This is a genomic window from Flavobacterium sp. (assembly GCF_039930565.1).
Lineage (GTDB): Bacteria > Bacteroidota > Bacteroidia > Flavobacteriales > Flavobacteriaceae > Flavobacterium.
This window is the reverse complement of the sequence record NZ_JBDTTP010000041.1, coordinates 21,837-37,149: the sequence shown is the minus strand read 5'-3', so window position 1 is coordinate 37,149 and position 15,313 is coordinate 21,837. Positions and strand designations below refer to the sequence as shown.

The window sequence follows — 15,313 nt, the reverse complement described above, 5'->3', positions numbered from 1 at the left end:
TATAATCGAAAAATTGAAATGAGCACAAATATAAATTGAAATGTGCATTTTTTGAGCAAATATACAAAAGCCTATACGTAATCGTATAGGCTTTTTAAATACATTTTAAATAGTATTTAAATATAAATAAAAGTGATAATATTACCTTTGATTGTTAGGTTATTACACAACAATTTATTACCTTTATACTATATATCACCCTATATTTAATGTGAATTTGGCTGGCTTACCATTTAACAAAAATTCTGTGTTTTCAATGTTATTATCATAGATATGTACATTACCCAGAAACAGCGTAATACTCTTCAAAGGCACATTGATCTGTTTACTGATCAGATACAAGTGATATATGTCGCTTGGTAGTCCTAAACTGGCATCAGAACTACGTTGATAAGCAGATACAATCAGTTTTCCGTCCGATATTTGAAACTGAATCAAACTAAGGCAAGGCTGTTGGTTGCTCTCGGTGTCGTTAGAACCTAAGAATAGCACATAATTCTTTGATGTCCGTTTTTCTTTATTGATGCGATCAATAAGCTTTGGAAGCTTTTCAAAGTAGGTCGGATAACTATTTACAAGGATAGGACCGCAGTAATCCCACCATGAAACCCCAATTTCTCTATACGCTTCCGTAGAGCGTTCACCCGTCATAAATAACCCTAATTCATCTTTTAGCTTTTTTCAAGCCAAAGAATGACCCTCAAACAGTTCTAAGAGGTCAATCGGTTTTAATTCTAACTTTTCATTCAACAGGAATTTTATATTTCCCTTTTTATTATCCTGGCACTTGCCTTTAGTGACAATTTTATTTAGTATTTGATGATACTTATTCATTTTGATTTTTGATTGATGATTGATTATATTATATTTGCTGCTCTCAGGATAATTATTAAACATACTAAAGCCACAGCATAGAAGACTTATGTCCTCCAACGCTGTGGCTTTGTGCTTAATTAAATTACCCTGAGAAGTTTTTAATTGTTGGAGGACTTTTTTTAATTCCTTACCTCCATTGGAATTCTTTACTTTTCTGTTTCGCTTGGAAACAATTTAGAAACACCTGGCAATAATGCTGACAACACTAAGCCCGCTAATTTGATACGGTTGATTGTGATTAGGGAAAACCCTGCATCCTGCAATAGGTTAAAAGAAGTATCTATAATACCTGTTAAGACTATTAAAATACTAACAAAAACGGCAATTTTGGTTTGGTTCATTTTTTTAAATATTTAAATTTTTAGTAGAATTTAGACTAAACTATCAATGCTTGTTTTACAATGCTCTGTATGAATCCAGTCCAAAACATTACATAATATTGTTCCTAATTTAGTAAGCGTTTCATCACGCTGATTTTTACCCAAAACACTCGAAATAGTTTCTTTCCGATTGCCAAATTGATAACCTCCTTTCTTAATTAAAACAAGGTTAAAAAGGTCTTTACAAATTACATTCCCGGATGAATCAACACTAGTTGCAATACTTAAAAACTGTTGATCTAAACGCTTAAAAGAAAACTTCCAACGTCTTTTGTAAAAATTGATTACAAACGTTATCAAAAGCCCTAAAGGGAAAAGAAAAGATGCAAGAATGACAGAAACAAAGGCTAAAATTGTACCCATAAATTATTGAAGATTCAAAATTATTAATTCTTTTACTGTCATAGGCTCATAGCCAAAAACTTCATTATTTAACGCTGCCAAAATATTTGGTTCTGCCTCAGCATTGAGAGCATTTACAAAAGCTGTTTTAACACCTGTACGCAAATAACCGTTATATTCATTGCCATATCTTTCATAAAGCAATGCATACAATTGTGGGTTTTTTGCTTGTAAATAATCATCAGCGCTTAAACGTTCAGATTTTAAAACCTGACGTTGCTTTTGACTTGAAAAACCAACAACCGTTTCAGTTCCATCAGCTAAAAAAACAGGCTGTAAATCAAAGCTGTAAAATTGCTTTTTCTTTTTATAGGCAATTTCACCCGCCCAATCCATATAATTAATTGTTTTCTGTAGCCCTAAAAACACGTTTGTATATTCCGTTTCCTGATAACCATAAGTTCCAAAAACCCGATCATATGTTATTCTAATTGCTTCCCTTCCAGCAGTGTCGTAATATGATTTGGAAACTTTTTGCCCTTTCATATTATAGACAGCTTCTTTTTCTTGAAGAAACGTTAAGTTTTGAAAGTCAATGTCTGTCAAGGTATTCGCTAGTGTTTTATATTTTTCCAGATAGTGATCTAATACTATTTTTGCACTCATTTTTCTATTTTTTATGTTATTACATTAGCTCAATATACTTTATATCAATAAGGTCATAAGTTGCTAAGTACAATTGTAATTTTAGGCTTTGAGACAGTGCTGTAGCGTAAGTTTTTATTAAACCATTGTCGGCATATAAATAAAAAATTCCGTTTTTATTTCGAAATTCTATTTCTTTTTTATATAAATGTACATCTGTTATAACAGCAAGTCCATCACTATTATTTGTCCTAACAACCGTAAATCCACTACCAGGGTCTATACCAATTTCATATTTTACTAATCCATCAGTTGCACCAACAATGTATATTGTAGGCGTAGATGTGTTACCACCAGGTGAACCGAGTGGAGAAGGGTTTGGTCTAAATCGTAGTGAAAAATCTATTGCAAAATCGAGTTGCTTATTCCAAACAGCATTGACTAATGAATTATATGTAGTCATATGAGCTTCACCGTCAGTTGATAAATCTGGAGCACCAGAATAAACAGTCCAATTCGCTTCTGATGGTTTATATATAGTTCCTAAAACTATCAAAAGCACTTGCGTAAATGTTGCAGAAATCCCATTATTTAGTATTACATCAAATTTACCTTCTGTAGCTCCTGTTGTAACATTAATATGAACCTCATTGTCACTAATGAAGTTTTTGTAATTTATTACTTGACCCGGAATTGTAACGGTCATTGTTGGTGTAAAAAAAGACCCCTTTAAAATAAAGCTTCCTGTTGTCGATGGCAAATAGCTATCCGGGATTAACTCTTCAAGATATGGAGCTGGAGCAGTTGCAATTGTATAAAGCTTTATGTTTCCATTTACATCAGGAGCAAGAACTTTATTTGTCGGTAATTGACCATCATTTCGTGTAGATGGGTAATTCCCAAATTTAATATCACCATTCAAATAGTCTTTATCCAGTTTATTCGCCTGCAAAAGTTTACCCATTTCAGCTGTTAACGCTTTCGTGGTTCCACCGGTGGTCAGGTCATTCACCAGTATTGTATTTAGTGATAATTGAACCGTTTCAATTGCATCAACTAACTCCTGAACAGTGTCTAAATTGATATTGTCAGACGTCAGAATCAAATTAATTGCTTCAATTCTACTTTGCAATACTTTTCCCTGTTCTGCTGACAACAATGCTGTTGTACCTCCGGTAACAACATCGTTAACAATGTCTAAATAATCTGAAGCTATTTTTATAAACTCATTTAAAGGCGCATATCCGTTCGCATCACCTTTCTGGGATTTGTCTTCTTTTTCGAAAAACAAATTAGCATGAGCAGCAGGGTTGTTTATGTGGTTATTAAATTCCGCTTCTTCAGCTTTACCTTCAAGCAATGCATCAATTCCTTCAATATCTGATACAGGTACTTTTTCACTTTTATGTCTAAAACTGTCAAGCGTATCCCAAAACTGCTGTTGAGTTGGAATTAAACCGGTTTTAAACCAATTTTTTATATTATTTAATGCTGTTATTGCCATTATAGTAGTGGTATTAAGATATATTCAAATTTCAAAGCTTGTAATCTAGCGCCAACCTCACGTAATGCTAATTTAAATGAAGCATTTTGTTTATCTCGAATTGAAAAGATAACATCGTTATCATTATTAAAGTCTCCACCCTCTGAAACCATAGTGCCAATAACCATATAGTTATTACTACCAACAGTAGGAAAATTGACAGTTTGCAATATGTCAGTTGCTAAAACATCTCCAACATTATGAACGCCTTGATGTAGATATGCAATTATCCCGGGTTTGTTCTTAATGAAGTCATCTTTAGTATTGTCATTTTGTGTCCAATTTGCTTGCACGTTTTTTTGAGCGTTTGCTTCAATTCCACTTAGTTTTGTTGTGATTGTTGTAATTGCATTTGTAATTGCTACTAATGCAGCTGTATCAGCTTTGGCAGCAATTAAATCCGCAATAGATTTTGTTTCTAAGCCTCGGCGGAAATCAGACCACAGAAATGTATTTGTAGTTGCTGTACCAAATCTTACATGCCTTCTAAAAATAACATCTTTCGTTGTTAGGTCTTCAAATTCTAAAGCTTCTATAACTTCAACAATTCTTACATTACCCTGAACTACACCGCCTTTAAATTCAAGGAGTTCACCATTTATGTAAACCGTTCCGTCAGTTATGCTAGTTCCTTCAATTCCTATAGGCGCACAACCGGAAATAATTGTAAAATTGCCGACAATAGCCCCAAAAGCGTTTAATAATGAAAAATTATCTTGCAATTCTGCAAGCATGTTGGTGTCAAAAGGAAATCCAACACTTTGGTTAAAGTCTATTCTATTCATATTGGTCGTATTTGGTAACGTGTGGATGCAAGTTTATAGAATTCCAGTAAAGCCTTAAGCTCGTGTATTCTTTCGTTTACAATATTATTTGGAGCGAATACAATAAAATCGACGCCTGTACTTATATATTCTGATTTTTCATAAATGAACATTTTACCTAAGTAAACAGGTCTTTTTTCGGCTCTTGTGTAAATGTATTTTCGTGCAAAGGAATTTCCATCTCCTATATAAATTCTTCTTTCTGAGGGGTCAAGTTTATCGTTTAAAACCTTCCTTAACTTGCAAACCTGACCGTTATGGTTTATTTTGTACCAATCATCCAAGCGTTTTTTGTTCCAGGTATAATGCAATTTTTGAATAGGAGTAATAAGCTCTTTTAAATATGCGATAAATGATTTCTTGCGCATAAAAGGAGGTGTTAACAATAACACTAACTTTCCAAAATCTACACTATACCACATAGGTCACGGTATCAAAATTTATTATCTCAAAATATCCGGCCACAGGAATTGTTTTTACTTCAATTTCATTATATGGTGAGTATTCATTTATTGCTGTATCGTAAAAACTAGAGCTAGCTATAGAAATGTGAACATTATTAACACCATCAACAGCTCTTAACTTTTCAATCAGGTCATTAATTACGAGCTCACCATCAAACGGCAAAGCTTTCATGTAATTTTTAATTGCAGTTTCAACTGGTTTTCCTCCGTTTAAAATACTGGAGCCGTTTTCATCCAAAACCAATACATCCCGATAAACCGACATGTTTAATACTAACTTATCCGCCGGATTGTTTACCACATTAATTTTTACACCTGCATATTGAAACTCAATTAAGTATTGCTTAAAACTCGTAATTTGCGTTTCTGTCAATGGTGCTAATTCATCACCTTGCTCACTGGCAACTTTTAGTATTAGCCTATTACTTTCGAGTGATTCCTTAACTGAGCAATATTTTATAATTTTAGAATCTTCGATTTGATCACTAGTAAAACCTGAATTATCAAATTTGTCACTATCAGTAATTAAATCAAACCCGAATTGAAAATCTAAAGACATATTTCGATACCAACGAGGAGTTCCTGATTTCTGTTCATAAAGTGCAGTATCAATATCGATTCTATGCTTATCAAATATTGATTCAAGTAACCATATTGAATATGCCACAACAAAAACAATCAATCTGTAAATTGCTACCTTACTGGTTGAGTTGAGCTGTACTAAGTCAGAGTTAGCGGCAATACCGTCTAACATTTCCTTTTGTATTAATTCTATTTGTCTAGCCATTTTATCCTACTATAAAATCATTTTCTATTCTCATTGCACCAATTCCTATTGGTTTAATTGGCAAATCTTGGGTACCTATTTTTGAGCCGCATGCAACCATTTGTCTTTTGCCTTTAAAATAATTTGCAACGCCAGTATTTTCCAAGTTTGATATTGGTAACACCAAACTATCACCTGGTAATAAATCATCAGTAATGGAAAATCCATTTTTAATAGCCAATTCAAATGCAGTAAGTGCGCTTCCTTGTTCCTGTATGGCAACATCCAAAAAAGACTGGTTTTCAATAATATTTATCATGGATGCTCTTTTTTATAATTATCAAAGTCCTTTTTTAAATTGAAATACTTTTTTTTCCATTCATCAAGTGACTTTTCCAAATCATCGATTTTATTAGAAAATTCAGTAAGCTTTGATTCGAATGTTGTTTTTAGATCCTGATGTTTTTCCTCGTATCTTGTTTTTAAATCGGTCAGCGAGTCCCTGTATAAATTAACAATAGCCTGGTCGTTATCAATACTTTGCTTTTTTCTATTAGGAAGCCAGATAACAAGCATGCCGATAATACCGGAGACTAATTCATTTATGTAAGGCTGAATGATTTGAAACATTATTATTTTTTTATTATTAAATGCTCTTTAATGGCATCATAGTCTTTATCGTCTAACTCTAATTGAGTTTGTATGTGTCTCTTTATTTTTTCTTGGTTTGTGACGTCTCGAACCATTGTTGTAAGATTTGCACCTATAAAAGGATCGCTTTTCATTTCTCCCTGACTAATCTGCAAAATGATACCTACTTCCTGTAATTCACTTTCAGAAATAACAAAATCACCGTTTGCAATTTGTAAATCATTATCAACAGTTAACTTTAAATCTTTAGCCATTTCCGTGAGTAATTTTAGTATTTTGAATATCACTTAGATCAGCACGATCTAAACCAGTAAATGCTGTAACTAAACCTTTTAATGCTGCACCTCCGTCATTAGGAGTTGTAACCCAATTATTAAAAACTAACTGTATTTGCTTTAATATTTCTGTATTTTTATCAACTTGTGTCTTCAATTCTTTGGCGTTTACAATTCCTCCATATTGATTGCCATTAAACTGTAATAAACCATCTTTTAAAGAGACTTTAAACCCTGATTTATCAATCAATTCTATTTCTTCGATTTCCTCACAGGAAATCATAAAACAGGCTTCACCGTTATGAATTGAACCAACCAAAGCCAAACTTTCTAATTTTGGACGAATGTTAATTGCTCCTAAACCTAAAAGAACATCAAAATATTCAAGACCGTTATCCTCACCAATGGCGACCATTGTTTTATCTTCCCAATCAACTGAGGAAACTTTAACCCATTCTGTCTGAATAGGCACTTTTTGTTGCATTTTTTCCTGCATCAAATTTTTAAACTCAGTTAATACTTTCATTATTCTGCTTTTTTATCTAAATCAACAATTTGCCGGTATTTTGGGCTATCGTCAAATTCTTTTGTTACCTTTTTAATAAAATAGAGTCCTTTACGATCTGGGTATTGATAACTTATTATTTGCGCTTTCATTCCGTGTGTTACACTCGGAATTCCAAATACTGTAATATTTCCCTTAAATCCTTCAACTTTAAATTTTTCATAATCTGCCTTAGCTAACTTCATTAGCTCGGCTTCAAACTGGATATTGTAATAAGACAATCGTTGCTCTTGTCCAAATTCGTCTCCAAATTCAGCTTTTAATTTTTTTCCTTTCGGTAGTGTTGACGTAGCAATAATTTTAATAATTACATCCTCTTTATTTTTATACTGCAAGGCATTATCAACAACATTTTGGGAAAAATTAAATACCACTGGTTCTGATGAGTCATCAGTATAGATTTTGCCTACAATCAATTTTTTACCTTTGAAATACGAGTAGATATTATTTCCCTGCAGCTCTTCCAAAATCTTCGCTGCAGTTGTTTTTGGAAATCTCTTTGTACCAATGTTGATATCAGCTACATCATATTCGATACCTGGTGGAATAATTAACTTAATAAGATCCTCTAACCTCGTGCTTCGCATTGATATATTTACATCATGTTTCTTTAGTAAATACATATAATCATCACACTTTATTTTGATTGGTATTTCCGCAGAAACTTCACTTATAAATCCTGTAAATTCTAATATTAAGTTTTCATCATAGCCTAAATAAATCTCTACTGGATCACCTTTTTTAAAAATTGTCTTAATATTCAATTTGTCAAAATCCCGAACATTTCTAGGTAAAACGATAACTGCATTGTCTGTAAGCGTTTCCCAACTACTCTCAATTTTTACGGCGTTACACTTTCTTATAATAATTTCGCCGTGTGTATCCGTTTCCGGAAATACTATTTTTGAAACCATCGCAACTGTCATATGCCGCTTTTTATATTCAATTCAATAGGTTCATCACTTAAAGCATTAATGGTAAAAGTTCTAATATTCGGCTTACCACGCATAGGCTCAAATGAGACTCCTTTAATTGTTAGGTTCTTAATTTTTCTAAGTGTAAATAATTCGCCAAATACTTCAATAGAGCTTGCTAAATCATCCCACTTTATTAGTTCCTTTTCTTGCTGTAAAGGGTTTATGAATCCTTGCGGTTGTGAACTGTCAGGAATCAAAAAGCCATTAATAGTTACTTGCCAATCATCAAATCCGTAAATTTCTTTAACTGATCCGCGACCACCGTTTATTTTAGTCTGACTCATTATTTTATCACGACGAAAAGAAACGACTGATGCAATAGGCAATCTAAAATCACCCATTTTTTTATTAACTAATTCCCCTTTATCATTATACCTTTTGTAATTTCCTTCGGAAAAAATGACAGGAAAAAGGATTGGAGTTCCTTTACCACTAGTTTCAAAACTTTCATTGATATTTTCCACAATCTCCATTCCTGTAAACAATCCTGTTGGTTTGTCCGGATAACCTTTTGTGATTTCTGGCCTGTAGAGTTGATTGACTTTTAAGCCAAACGCATCTAAAAACAAATTAGGTATAGTATAATTTCTCATGATCCTGCTGCGATTAAAGCATCTTTCATTGTGTCGTTTATTCTCCCAACAACATGCTCTGTTATTTTTTCAAAATTTTGTAGATCTTCTTTTGCGACTTTATAAGTATTATAAACGTTTAAAGTCATATTGATAATTTTACCACCGCCAGAGTTTGCACCAGACGGACTAGATCCTATCTCACTTGGTTTATTTGGGAATACTGGTACAACAGGCCCATTTGGTTTTTTATCCTCTGGTTTCTCTGTTTTAGATTTTTTTTCCTTTTCCTTTTTTGGATCATTTTCATCTAAAGCAAGTTTATGCCTCATTTCAGTAATCCATTTAGCACCTCCACCAGCTAATCCCCCAAGACCAGGTATTTTTGCCAATAAACCTAAAAGTTGTTGTACCGGATATAAAACAGCATCTAATAAAACGAGTCCTATACGCTTAATTCCTCCTACAATTCCGCCTTTTTCAAAAGCTGCAGTAATACTGTCCCAATGTTTTATAAAAGACATTACTAAATTTATAACCCAGCCCAATGGACCCATACAAGCTGCGATTGAAGCACCCCAATCATCATAATAAACAATTACTGCGGCAACAATTGCTATTAATGCCGCTATACCAAGTATTATTAGACCTATTGGATTGGCATCCATTGCGATGTTTAAATACCATTGTGCAATAGTTTGTAATACAGTTGCATTCTTAAGTAGATTATACATATCAACTAGCGCCATTATACCAGGTGCTAAATTTATTAATCCCATAACACCTTGTAATCCTACATCAATAAATGGTAGCATTTCACCTGTACACCCGTAGATACTTAATTTTATATCATCAAAATAAGACGTAATCCTATCTTTGGACTCTTGATAACTGTCACCCATTGTGCCGGCCATATCTGCAAGAGCAGTTTGGTCATTTTCAATTTGAGTTGTGTATTGCTGCAATAATTCAAGGTTTCCTAAAAGACCGGTAATTGCAACGGTATTTTCGGTACCAAACATTGCCCCTAAAAGAGCATCGTTACCGCCTAATTTTTTAAGCTCAGTTAAGCGCTCAGCTAATGTTTTGTTTTTATCAGACAACACATCAATATCAACTCCGGCTCCTTGTAATTGTGTTCTAACTTCTTTGGGTAAAAACTCTTTTTTACCTAATGTGGCCAAAACATTTCTTAAAGCTACACCACCTTCAGCACCTTCTTTTCCATATTTTCCAAGAACTTGTAATGCTGCATTTGTTTCTATAAATGATACATTTGAATTTTTTGCAACAGCTCCAACATTATCAATTGCGGTTGCAACTTGTGAAACTTCCTGATTACCTACTTTTGCTGATGATGTAATATTATTTAACATTACATCCATAATTCTTGCAGCTTCTGCAGGATCTTTTAAATCAACACCAAACTGGTTCATTACACTTGATGCCGCATTTGTTGCACCAACTAAATCACCGTGCATGGTTTCGCCTAGAAGACCGACACTATCCCCCATTTTCTTTAACGCCTCTGGATTTTTGGCTAATTCAGGATCAAGCTTTGAAAGTAATAAAGTGTAACTTTTAACACTTTCTGCTGCATCTCCTCCAAGATCCTTTGCGCTTTGTCTCGCATTTGAACCGATAGTTCCTAAACCATCACCAACTACACCTGTAATTGCAGATAATTCTCTTAATGAAGCATCATAATCATAAGTGCCTTTTGCACCATCCAAAAAAGGTTGTCCCAAATTTTGAAGAGCCTCAGAACCCGCTTGCAAAGCCAACCTTTTGAGAGATTTATTCGAGTTATCGAAAGCCTGTTCAGTATGCTGACCCATTTTTGTGACTTTCTCATCAACTGAATTGATAGCATTTTCCATTGACTTTACACCCTCAGTAACTTCTTTTACCGGAGCTGTAATTTTATCAATAAGTTCTAATACCCAATTCGTGTGTTGATCTGCCATTATTATTCTGTATCGGTAGTAGCACCGAAAATTTTTGCTAAAATGTTGGTTTGAATTTCGGCATCAAGTTTTTTCAAATACATTGCCTCTTGGTAAAGCTTAGCCCATTTTTTAATAGAGAGCTTTTCAGGCTCCCTATTAAAATAACTTCTTATTAAGGCATTACCACGTTTGTAAACATCGTTATCGTCGTCAGATGAAATTACTTCATCTGCTAACGCTTTTTTACGGCTGCTTCCCTTCTTTTAAATAATTGCGCTAATGCCTTGTAAGCTGCAGCTTTCATTTCATCATCAATTAAGACAGCCTCAGAACCTGCAACACGGCAGGTATTGAAAAGCACTTTTAAACCTTCCATTTCCTGATCTTTCTTAGCGAAATTTGCTAATACTTGCAATTGATCAAGTGTTGGCTTTAAGAAATATGTTGCATGCATTACATCATCATCATCAGAGGTGATAACTTCATGAATGTACTTTGTGTTTTTTTGGGATTTTAAGCCGGATAAGGCATTATCATCCAAATATCCCTGAATAACATTTTCTGTTTGGATATCAGTTGTTTCTTTTGGTTGTAAATTTTCCATGATTATTGATTCCAATCTATGTGTGTACAAATAACTTCAACAGTTTGTTCAACTGTTTTGTCTCCTTTTTTTACAGATCTACCAACTTTAGTAAATTCAACGTTTCTAATAATGTCTTTATAAATTCGAGCATTATATACATATTGAACAATTACATCTGTTGGTGCAATATCTTGTATTCTGGTACCAGGTGGTAAAGAATCCATAATTGCTATTACCTCCTCCTGATAAAGTTTCAAAGTCATTTTTGCGATGTAATCACCTTCAGAAACACCTATCGGCATTCTTCCCGCACCCTTAACAACTTCCTTTTCAACTGTATCATCATAACCCAGTTCGCAAATTCCTTCAACATCCCTTCCGTAGATGTTTAATGTTGCTGAGTTCCACCCAGCCATACGCCCGAAGGCGTTAATTAGTGTTTTTACTTGTGCCATGATTTTAGTTTAATGATAAATCGACCTCAAAAAGGTGAGTGATTGCACCAAGTGTTACTGTTGTTTTTACCAGTAAAGGTGTTTGATCGTTTGGGTTTTGCCCTGCAGGTATTACTAAATCATAACCGCTTATTTCAGCATCAACAAGCATTTTTTGCAGAGGTTTCTTACCGATGTTTTCAAGATCCGTAATTGACGTATCTTTTAGTTTTCCGGTTGTTGGGTTACGTTGGAACCATCCGCGCACTTTAGGCAATAAGGCGTTTCTAATTCCTAATGCTGCTTTATCCCAAACCCCGTTGTTTTCCCCTGTTGAGTAATCTGATGATATAGCAATACAGGTTGGCTCACCGTTTAAATATACTCCTGCAAATCCTTGAAAACTTGCTGCATATATGTAAGCGTTTGTAGTTAAAGCCCTTTTTTCGATATCGGTTAAAGTAGAAGTAAGTGTACCATCGCTTAATGCTGCAGAAAGCCACAAGCCTTGCAAACTATCCGTTAATGGATATGTCAATTCTCCTTTTCTTGCATTTGGTTTTACAATAATATCAACAGAACCTAAATTCTCGTTAACTTTTCTTACCGCACGCATTCCTAAAATTGAGCCAACAGCAGCATAATGAGAATATGCGGCATCAAGTGCGGCAATAGCCGGATCCTGAGCAATTACTAAACTTACTTTTGATGCAGATAGCGTACGTCTTGAAATCGCTGCTTTAGATACATTTCTAGATTCTAAATAAATACCGTTTAAATAGATTTTATCTGCAAACAGATTATTTATAAATAATTGACTAGCATTGATTTCAGCAATTAAATCTAAGGCAACAACATCTGCGTTATAAACAAAACCTATACGCTTTACATCAGTATGCGTTCTGAATATTGCTTTTGCTGCATCACTTTCAAAAAATAGTTTTGCAGTTGTTTTTTCAGTAACTACTAATTTTAATATACCGTCCGGAGCAAGTCTGAAAAATTCAGTAATATGATGATGTAACAAAATTGCTTCGTTTGCATCATTTGAAGCGTCAAAGCCTAAAGCTTCGGCAGCTTGTAAACTGTTTAGCTCATAAACTTTATTCAGGTCATTTTCTAACGGATCACTTACAAATACTACCAATGCCATGATAGCATCAGTAGATGTTTCAGAGCGGTTTAAACCACCTTCGCTTTTGTTAATTATTACACCTTCAAAACTCATCGTTACTCTTGATTAGTGGTTAATTCCAATTTTCTTGCCTCAAAAGCTGCAACAACTGTCGCTCTTTTTTCGCCGGCTTGTAGTATAATATCTAACTCCTCAACTGTTTCTGCAGTTGTAGCAAATGCAATTAGTTGCTCTGCCGACTTTTTAAACTCTTTAACCTGGCTATCTTTAGATTCAACTTCTTTCTTTTCTGATGGTTCTGCAATAACCTGTGAACGTTTTACTGTTTCATAGTCTTTATTGTGAATTTTAGCCCTGTCTTCTTTTAAGAAAGCTTGAATATCTGGTGTGATAAATACCACCTTTGCTAATGGGTATTGTTCAAATACCTCAATTGCTTCTTTTTTTATTTCTGGATTCATTTTTATTTTTTTTTAGTTATTTACTAAGCTTATGAGCAAACAATTTTACAACTGTATCTACGCTCACAAAACTTGCAAAAAATCTTAATATTCGTCCGGCGTTTGTTGTTGCCTTACTTTTAGAATAGGTTTGTGCAGCTTCGTCTAAAACTGCTTTCACTAATGGTGGAATTTCTTTTTTCATGGTATAAAATAGTTTTGACCTTCTTTTATTCTTCGATTAGTTAATCCAGTAACTACTTTTCCTTTTGCTTTGTTCCATTTAAGGAGTTCGGCCACAATGGCTTTATCATTAGGATTTTTGTTTACCATTTTAAGTAATGTACTATCTCCTAATCCCTCTGGGATATCATCAGCGTCAATGTCTGTTCCTACGTTATAAGCAAAAGAAACCAAAGTGTTAAATTGGTTTTGCGTTACTTTTGATTTAATTAAACTAGAAACATCTTTTGCAAATAGATCTGCAACAAATCGTAGTATTTCAATTGCATAAGCTTTGGTAATCGGATGATCTTTTAAAGTGACTTTTCTACCATTTGGATAAAAAGTATTTCCGTAACCTATTGTTGGTACATTGGCACTACATAAGTAAGGCTCCAATTCCAATCCCTCGAAACTTGCTATAAGTTTGTAACCGTTTTCGTCTAGTTTCATAAGATGATAATTTAAAAAAGGCTTTAGCTTGTTAATGCAATTATGCTTGTCGTAACACCACTAATTTTAGTTATTCCGTATTGGTTGTGATGGTGCAAAACAACGCTAAAGCCTTTTTTAATTTTTATATTATGCTACACCGTCAATCATTGCCGCTAATCCTTGATCTTGGATAGCGAAACAACCAAAGTATAGATCGTAACCTACTACTGATTTTCTATTTTCCGGATCTGCTTTTTTATCTCTTGCGAAACGTTCAACAGTTCCTTTTGCTTTAACACAGCTTGATTTGTGGAAAATTATACTTGAAGTTCTACCTGCAGTAACACTATCAAATGCTAATTTTACTTTTGTTGTAGCGTGGTAAGTAGGCGTGTAAACCTCCTCATAAATCTTAAAGCCATAATAATTAATGGAAATTGCGCCATCTACACGGTTATGATACCCTTTTTCGAATGCTGAATCTTCCAATAAAAGATCGTTGGCGTGAGTTGAACTCATTACCCATACACGGCCTGTTTTTGGTACAGATGCTTTATCAAGTGCATTTTTAAGCCTAATAACGTCAGCTTTAACAAGTCTTCTACGAGCACCGTCTAAAGCACCGGTAGTTTCAAGAACTGGTGTACTGGACGAAGTAGATACCGGAGAAATTGAATGTAAAGCATGTTCTGTAACTTTAATTTCAAGCTCCTCTTTCATTTCTAAATTGATATCCCCCTCTTTATCGTAAGCGATAGCATAAAGCTCATCCTGTGTTACGTGTTTGTTCTCGGTAGAATATTTATTTAGGGAAACAACAACTTGTTCGTCGTCACGCCCGCTTGATACCATTGGATAAGTGGTATTGTTAATAAGTACAAGTGGCGCGCTGTCACCTTTTCTTTTCGGGATTTTAATTGCATTGTTACCAACCCAATTATCCTTACTTGTAACTTCCTGCAGCCAGGTTCCCAAACTTCTGAATTTGGTTAAAATGAACTTTTCATTTAATTCATTTAACAAGTCGCCATCGACTATTGAAACCCCGCAAGTGCGTAATTCCGCTTTTGTTTCTTTGTCAACGCTAAACTTAACGTTTCCTGCAATTGATACTACTGACAACAACAGCATCACTAAAACTAATCCTAATTTTTTCATTTTTTATAATATTGGTTTTTGTTTACGATTTAAAAAAAACAAGCTACAGCCGTAGCTTGTTTTACATGTTCAAT

At 34.1% G+C, this 15,313-nt stretch carries 22 protein-coding genes; all 22 read right to left on the bottom strand.

Features of this window, described 5'->3' with window-relative positions:
• Positions 1 to 195: 195 nt before the first annotated feature.
• Positions 196 to 651 (bottom strand): thymidylate synthase, encoded by a 456-nt coding sequence (locus ABI657_RS11650; RefSeq protein WP_348097434.1) that lies wholly within the window; start codon positions 649 to 651, stop codon positions 196 to 198.
• Between the two features lie 371 nt (positions 652 to 1,022).
• Positions 1,023 to 1,217, bottom strand: a complete 195-nt coding sequence (locus ABI657_RS11645; RefSeq protein WP_348097433.1) for a hypothetical protein — start codon at positions 1,215 to 1,217, stop codon at positions 1,023 to 1,025.
• Positions 1,218 to 1,247: 30 nt separating this feature from the next.
• Positions 1,248 to 1,619, bottom strand: a complete 372-nt coding sequence (locus ABI657_RS11640) for a hypothetical protein (RefSeq protein WP_348097432.1) — start codon at positions 1,617 to 1,619, stop codon at positions 1,248 to 1,250.
• A gap of 3 nt (positions 1,620 to 1,622) precedes the next feature.
• Complete coding sequence (locus ABI657_RS11635; RefSeq protein ID WP_348097431.1) at positions 1,623 to 2,264, bottom strand: hypothetical protein; 642 nt, start codon at positions 2,262 to 2,264, stop codon at positions 1,623 to 1,625.
• A gap of 19 nt (positions 2,265 to 2,283) precedes the next feature.
• Positions 2,284 to 3,747, bottom strand: a complete 1,464-nt coding sequence (locus ABI657_RS11630) for a hypothetical protein (RefSeq protein WP_348097430.1) — start codon at positions 3,745 to 3,747, stop codon at positions 2,284 to 2,286.
• Positions 3,747 to 4,571 carry a hypothetical protein gene (locus tag ABI657_RS11625; RefSeq protein WP_348097429.1) on the bottom strand — a complete coding sequence of 275 codons (825 nt, stop codon included), beginning with the start codon at positions 4,569 to 4,571 and terminating at the stop codon, positions 3,747 to 3,749. The genes ABI657_RS11630 and ABI657_RS11625 overlap by 1 nt, the downstream gene beginning before the upstream one ends.
• Positions 4,568 to 4,978 (bottom strand): hypothetical protein, encoded by a 411-nt coding sequence (locus ABI657_RS11620; RefSeq protein WP_348097428.1) that lies wholly within the window; start codon positions 4,976 to 4,978, stop codon positions 4,568 to 4,570. The genes ABI657_RS11625 and ABI657_RS11620 overlap by 4 nt, the downstream gene beginning before the upstream one ends.
• Before the next feature lie 43 nt (positions 4,979 to 5,021).
• Entirely contained in the window at positions 5,022 to 5,861 is an 840-nt protein-coding gene (locus ABI657_RS11615; RefSeq protein WP_348097427.1) for a nucleotidyltransferase, read from the bottom strand.
• 1 nt (position 5,862) lies between these two features.
• On the bottom strand, positions 5,863 to 6,159 hold the full coding sequence (locus ABI657_RS11610) for a hypothetical protein (protein ID WP_348097426.1): 297 nt from the start codon (positions 6,157 to 6,159) through the stop codon (positions 5,863 to 5,865).
• Positions 6,156 to 6,470, bottom strand: a complete 315-nt coding sequence (locus ABI657_RS11605; RefSeq protein ID WP_348097425.1) for a hypothetical protein — start codon at positions 6,468 to 6,470, stop codon at positions 6,156 to 6,158. Before ABI657_RS11605 ends, ABI657_RS11610 begins: the two co-directional genes overlap by 4 nt.
• Before the next feature lie 2 nt (positions 6,471 to 6,472).
• On the bottom strand, positions 6,473 to 6,745 hold the full coding sequence (locus ABI657_RS11600; protein WP_348097424.1) for a hypothetical protein: 273 nt from the start codon (positions 6,743 to 6,745) through the stop codon (positions 6,473 to 6,475).
• On the bottom strand, positions 6,738 to 7,292 hold the full coding sequence (locus tag ABI657_RS11595; RefSeq protein WP_348097423.1) for a hypothetical protein: 555 nt from the start codon (positions 7,290 to 7,292) through the stop codon (positions 6,738 to 6,740). The genes ABI657_RS11600 and ABI657_RS11595 overlap by 8 nt, the downstream gene beginning before the upstream one ends.
• Complete coding sequence (locus ABI657_RS11590) at positions 7,292 to 8,257, bottom strand: hypothetical protein (protein ID WP_348097422.1); 966 nt, start codon at positions 8,255 to 8,257, stop codon at positions 7,292 to 7,294. Before ABI657_RS11590 ends, ABI657_RS11595 begins: the two co-directional genes overlap by 1 nt.
• On the bottom strand, positions 8,254 to 8,901 hold the full coding sequence (locus ABI657_RS11585) for a DUF6046 domain-containing protein (RefSeq protein ID WP_348097421.1): 648 nt from the start codon (positions 8,899 to 8,901) through the stop codon (positions 8,254 to 8,256). The genes ABI657_RS11590 and ABI657_RS11585 overlap by 4 nt, the downstream gene beginning before the upstream one ends.
• On the bottom strand, positions 8,898 to 10,847 hold the full coding sequence (locus tag ABI657_RS11580; RefSeq protein WP_348097420.1) for a phage tail tape measure protein: 1,950 nt from the start codon (positions 10,845 to 10,847) through the stop codon (positions 8,898 to 8,900). The genes ABI657_RS11585 and ABI657_RS11580 overlap by 4 nt, the downstream gene beginning before the upstream one ends.
• A gap of 214 nt (positions 10,848 to 11,061) precedes the next feature.
• The gene (locus ABI657_RS11575; RefSeq protein WP_348097419.1) at positions 11,062 to 11,433 is read right to left on the bottom strand and encodes a hypothetical protein; all 372 of its coding nucleotides are present in this window, start codon (positions 11,431 to 11,433) and stop codon (positions 11,062 to 11,064) included.
• A gap of 2 nt (positions 11,434 to 11,435) precedes the next feature.
• Positions 11,436 to 11,831 (bottom strand): hypothetical protein, encoded by a 396-nt coding sequence (locus ABI657_RS11570; RefSeq protein WP_348097418.1) that lies wholly within the window; start codon positions 11,829 to 11,831, stop codon positions 11,436 to 11,438.
• 43 nt (positions 11,832 to 11,874) lie between these two features.
• Positions 11,875 to 13,077: a DUF2586 family protein gene (locus ABI657_RS11565; RefSeq protein WP_348097417.1), complete on the bottom strand. Its 1,203-nt coding sequence runs from the start codon at positions 13,075 to 13,077 to the stop codon at positions 11,875 to 11,877.
• Positions 13,078 to 13,079: 2 nt separating this feature from the next.
• On the bottom strand, positions 13,080 to 13,445 hold the full coding sequence (locus tag ABI657_RS11560) for a hypothetical protein (protein ID WP_348097416.1): 366 nt from the start codon (positions 13,443 to 13,445) through the stop codon (positions 13,080 to 13,082).
• A gap of 16 nt (positions 13,446 to 13,461) precedes the next feature.
• Positions 13,462 to 13,629, bottom strand: coding sequence for a hypothetical protein (locus ABI657_RS11555; RefSeq protein WP_348097415.1), 168 nt, complete (start codon positions 13,627 to 13,629; stop codon positions 13,462 to 13,464).
• The gene (locus ABI657_RS11550) at positions 13,626 to 14,099 is read right to left on the bottom strand and encodes a lysozyme (protein ID WP_348097414.1); all 474 of its coding nucleotides are present in this window, start codon (positions 14,097 to 14,099) and stop codon (positions 13,626 to 13,628) included. Before ABI657_RS11550 ends, ABI657_RS11555 begins: the two co-directional genes overlap by 4 nt.
• A 129-nt stretch (positions 14,100 to 14,228) precedes the next feature.
• Complete coding sequence (locus tag ABI657_RS11545; protein WP_348097413.1) at positions 14,229 to 15,239, bottom strand: hypothetical protein; 1,011 nt, start codon at positions 15,237 to 15,239, stop codon at positions 14,229 to 14,231.
• Positions 15,240 to 15,313: the final 74 nt, after the last annotated feature.

Excerpts from the sequence above, each read along its gene's own strand:
- ABI657_RS11555 (WP_348097415.1), bottom strand. The coding sequence starts at position 13,629 with ATGAAAAAAGAAATTCCACCATTAGTGAAAGCAGTTTTAGACGAAGCT.
- ABI657_RS11605 (WP_348097425.1), bottom strand. The coding sequence starts at position 6,470 with ATGTTTCAAATCATTCAGCCTTACATAAATGAATTAGTCTCCGGTATT.
- ABI657_RS11575 (WP_348097419.1), bottom strand. The coding sequence starts at position 11,433 with ATGGAAAATTTACAACCAAAAGAAACAACTGATATCCAAACAGAAAAT.
- ABI657_RS11585 (WP_348097421.1), bottom strand. The coding sequence starts at position 8,901 with ATGAGAAATTATACTATACCTAATTTGTTTTTAGATGCGTTTGGCTTA.
- ABI657_RS11600 (WP_348097424.1), bottom strand. The coding sequence starts at position 6,745 with ATGGCTAAAGATTTAAAGTTAACTGTTGATAATGATTTACAAATTGCA.
- ABI657_RS11590 (WP_348097422.1), bottom strand. The coding sequence starts at position 8,257 with ATGACAGTTGCGATGGTTTCAAAAATAGTATTTCCGGAAACGGATACA.
- ABI657_RS11610 (WP_348097426.1), bottom strand. The coding sequence starts at position 6,159 with ATGATAAATATTATTGAAAACCAGTCTTTTTTGGATGTTGCCATACAG.
- ABI657_RS11625 (WP_348097429.1), bottom strand. The coding sequence starts at position 4,571 with ATGAATAGAATAGACTTTAACCAAAGTGTTGGATTTCCTTTTGACACC.
- ABI657_RS11560 (WP_348097416.1), bottom strand. The coding sequence starts at position 13,445 with ATGAATCCAGAAATAAAAAAAGAAGCAATTGAGGTATTTGAACAATAC.
- ABI657_RS11545 (WP_348097413.1), bottom strand. The coding sequence starts at position 15,239 with ATGAAAAAATTAGGATTAGTTTTAGTGATGCTGTTGTTGTCAGTAGTA.
- ABI657_RS11615 (WP_348097427.1), bottom strand. The coding sequence starts at position 5,861 with ATGGCTAGACAAATAGAATTAATACAAAAGGAAATGTTAGACGGTATT.
- ABI657_RS11640 (WP_348097432.1), bottom strand. The coding sequence starts at position 1,619 with ATGGGTACAATTTTAGCCTTTGTTTCTGTCATTCTTGCATCTTTTCTT.
- ABI657_RS11635 (WP_348097431.1), bottom strand. The coding sequence starts at position 2,264 with ATGAGTGCAAAAATAGTATTAGATCACTATCTGGAAAAATATAAAACA.
- ABI657_RS11595 (WP_348097423.1), bottom strand. The coding sequence starts at position 7,292 with ATGAAAGTATTAACTGAGTTTAAAAATTTGATGCAGGAAAAAATGCAA.
- ABI657_RS11565 (WP_348097417.1), bottom strand. The coding sequence starts at position 13,077 with ATGAGTTTTGAAGGTGTAATAATTAACAAAAGCGAAGGTGGTTTAAAC.
- ABI657_RS11580 (WP_348097420.1), bottom strand. The coding sequence starts at position 10,847 with ATGGCAGATCAACACACGAATTGGGTATTAGAACTTATTGATAAAATT.
- ABI657_RS11550 (WP_348097414.1), bottom strand. The coding sequence starts at position 14,099 with ATGAAACTAGACGAAAACGGTTACAAACTTATAGCAAGTTTCGAGGGA.
- ABI657_RS11570 (WP_348097418.1), bottom strand. The coding sequence starts at position 11,831 with ATGGCTGGGTGGAACTCAGCAACATTAAACATCTACGGAAGGGATGTT.
- ABI657_RS11650 (WP_348097434.1), bottom strand. The coding sequence starts at position 651 with ATGACGGGTGAACGCTCTACGGAAGCGTATAGAGAAATTGGGGTTTCA.
- ABI657_RS11645 (WP_348097433.1), bottom strand. The coding sequence starts at position 1,217 with ATGAACCAAACCAAAATTGCCGTTTTTGTTAGTATTTTAATAGTCTTA.
- ABI657_RS11620 (WP_348097428.1), bottom strand. The coding sequence starts at position 4,978 with ATGCGCAAGAAATCATTTATCGCATATTTAAAAGAGCTTATTACTCCT.
- ABI657_RS11630 (WP_348097430.1), bottom strand. The coding sequence starts at position 3,747 with ATGGCAATAACAGCATTAAATAATATAAAAAATTGGTTTAAAACCGGT.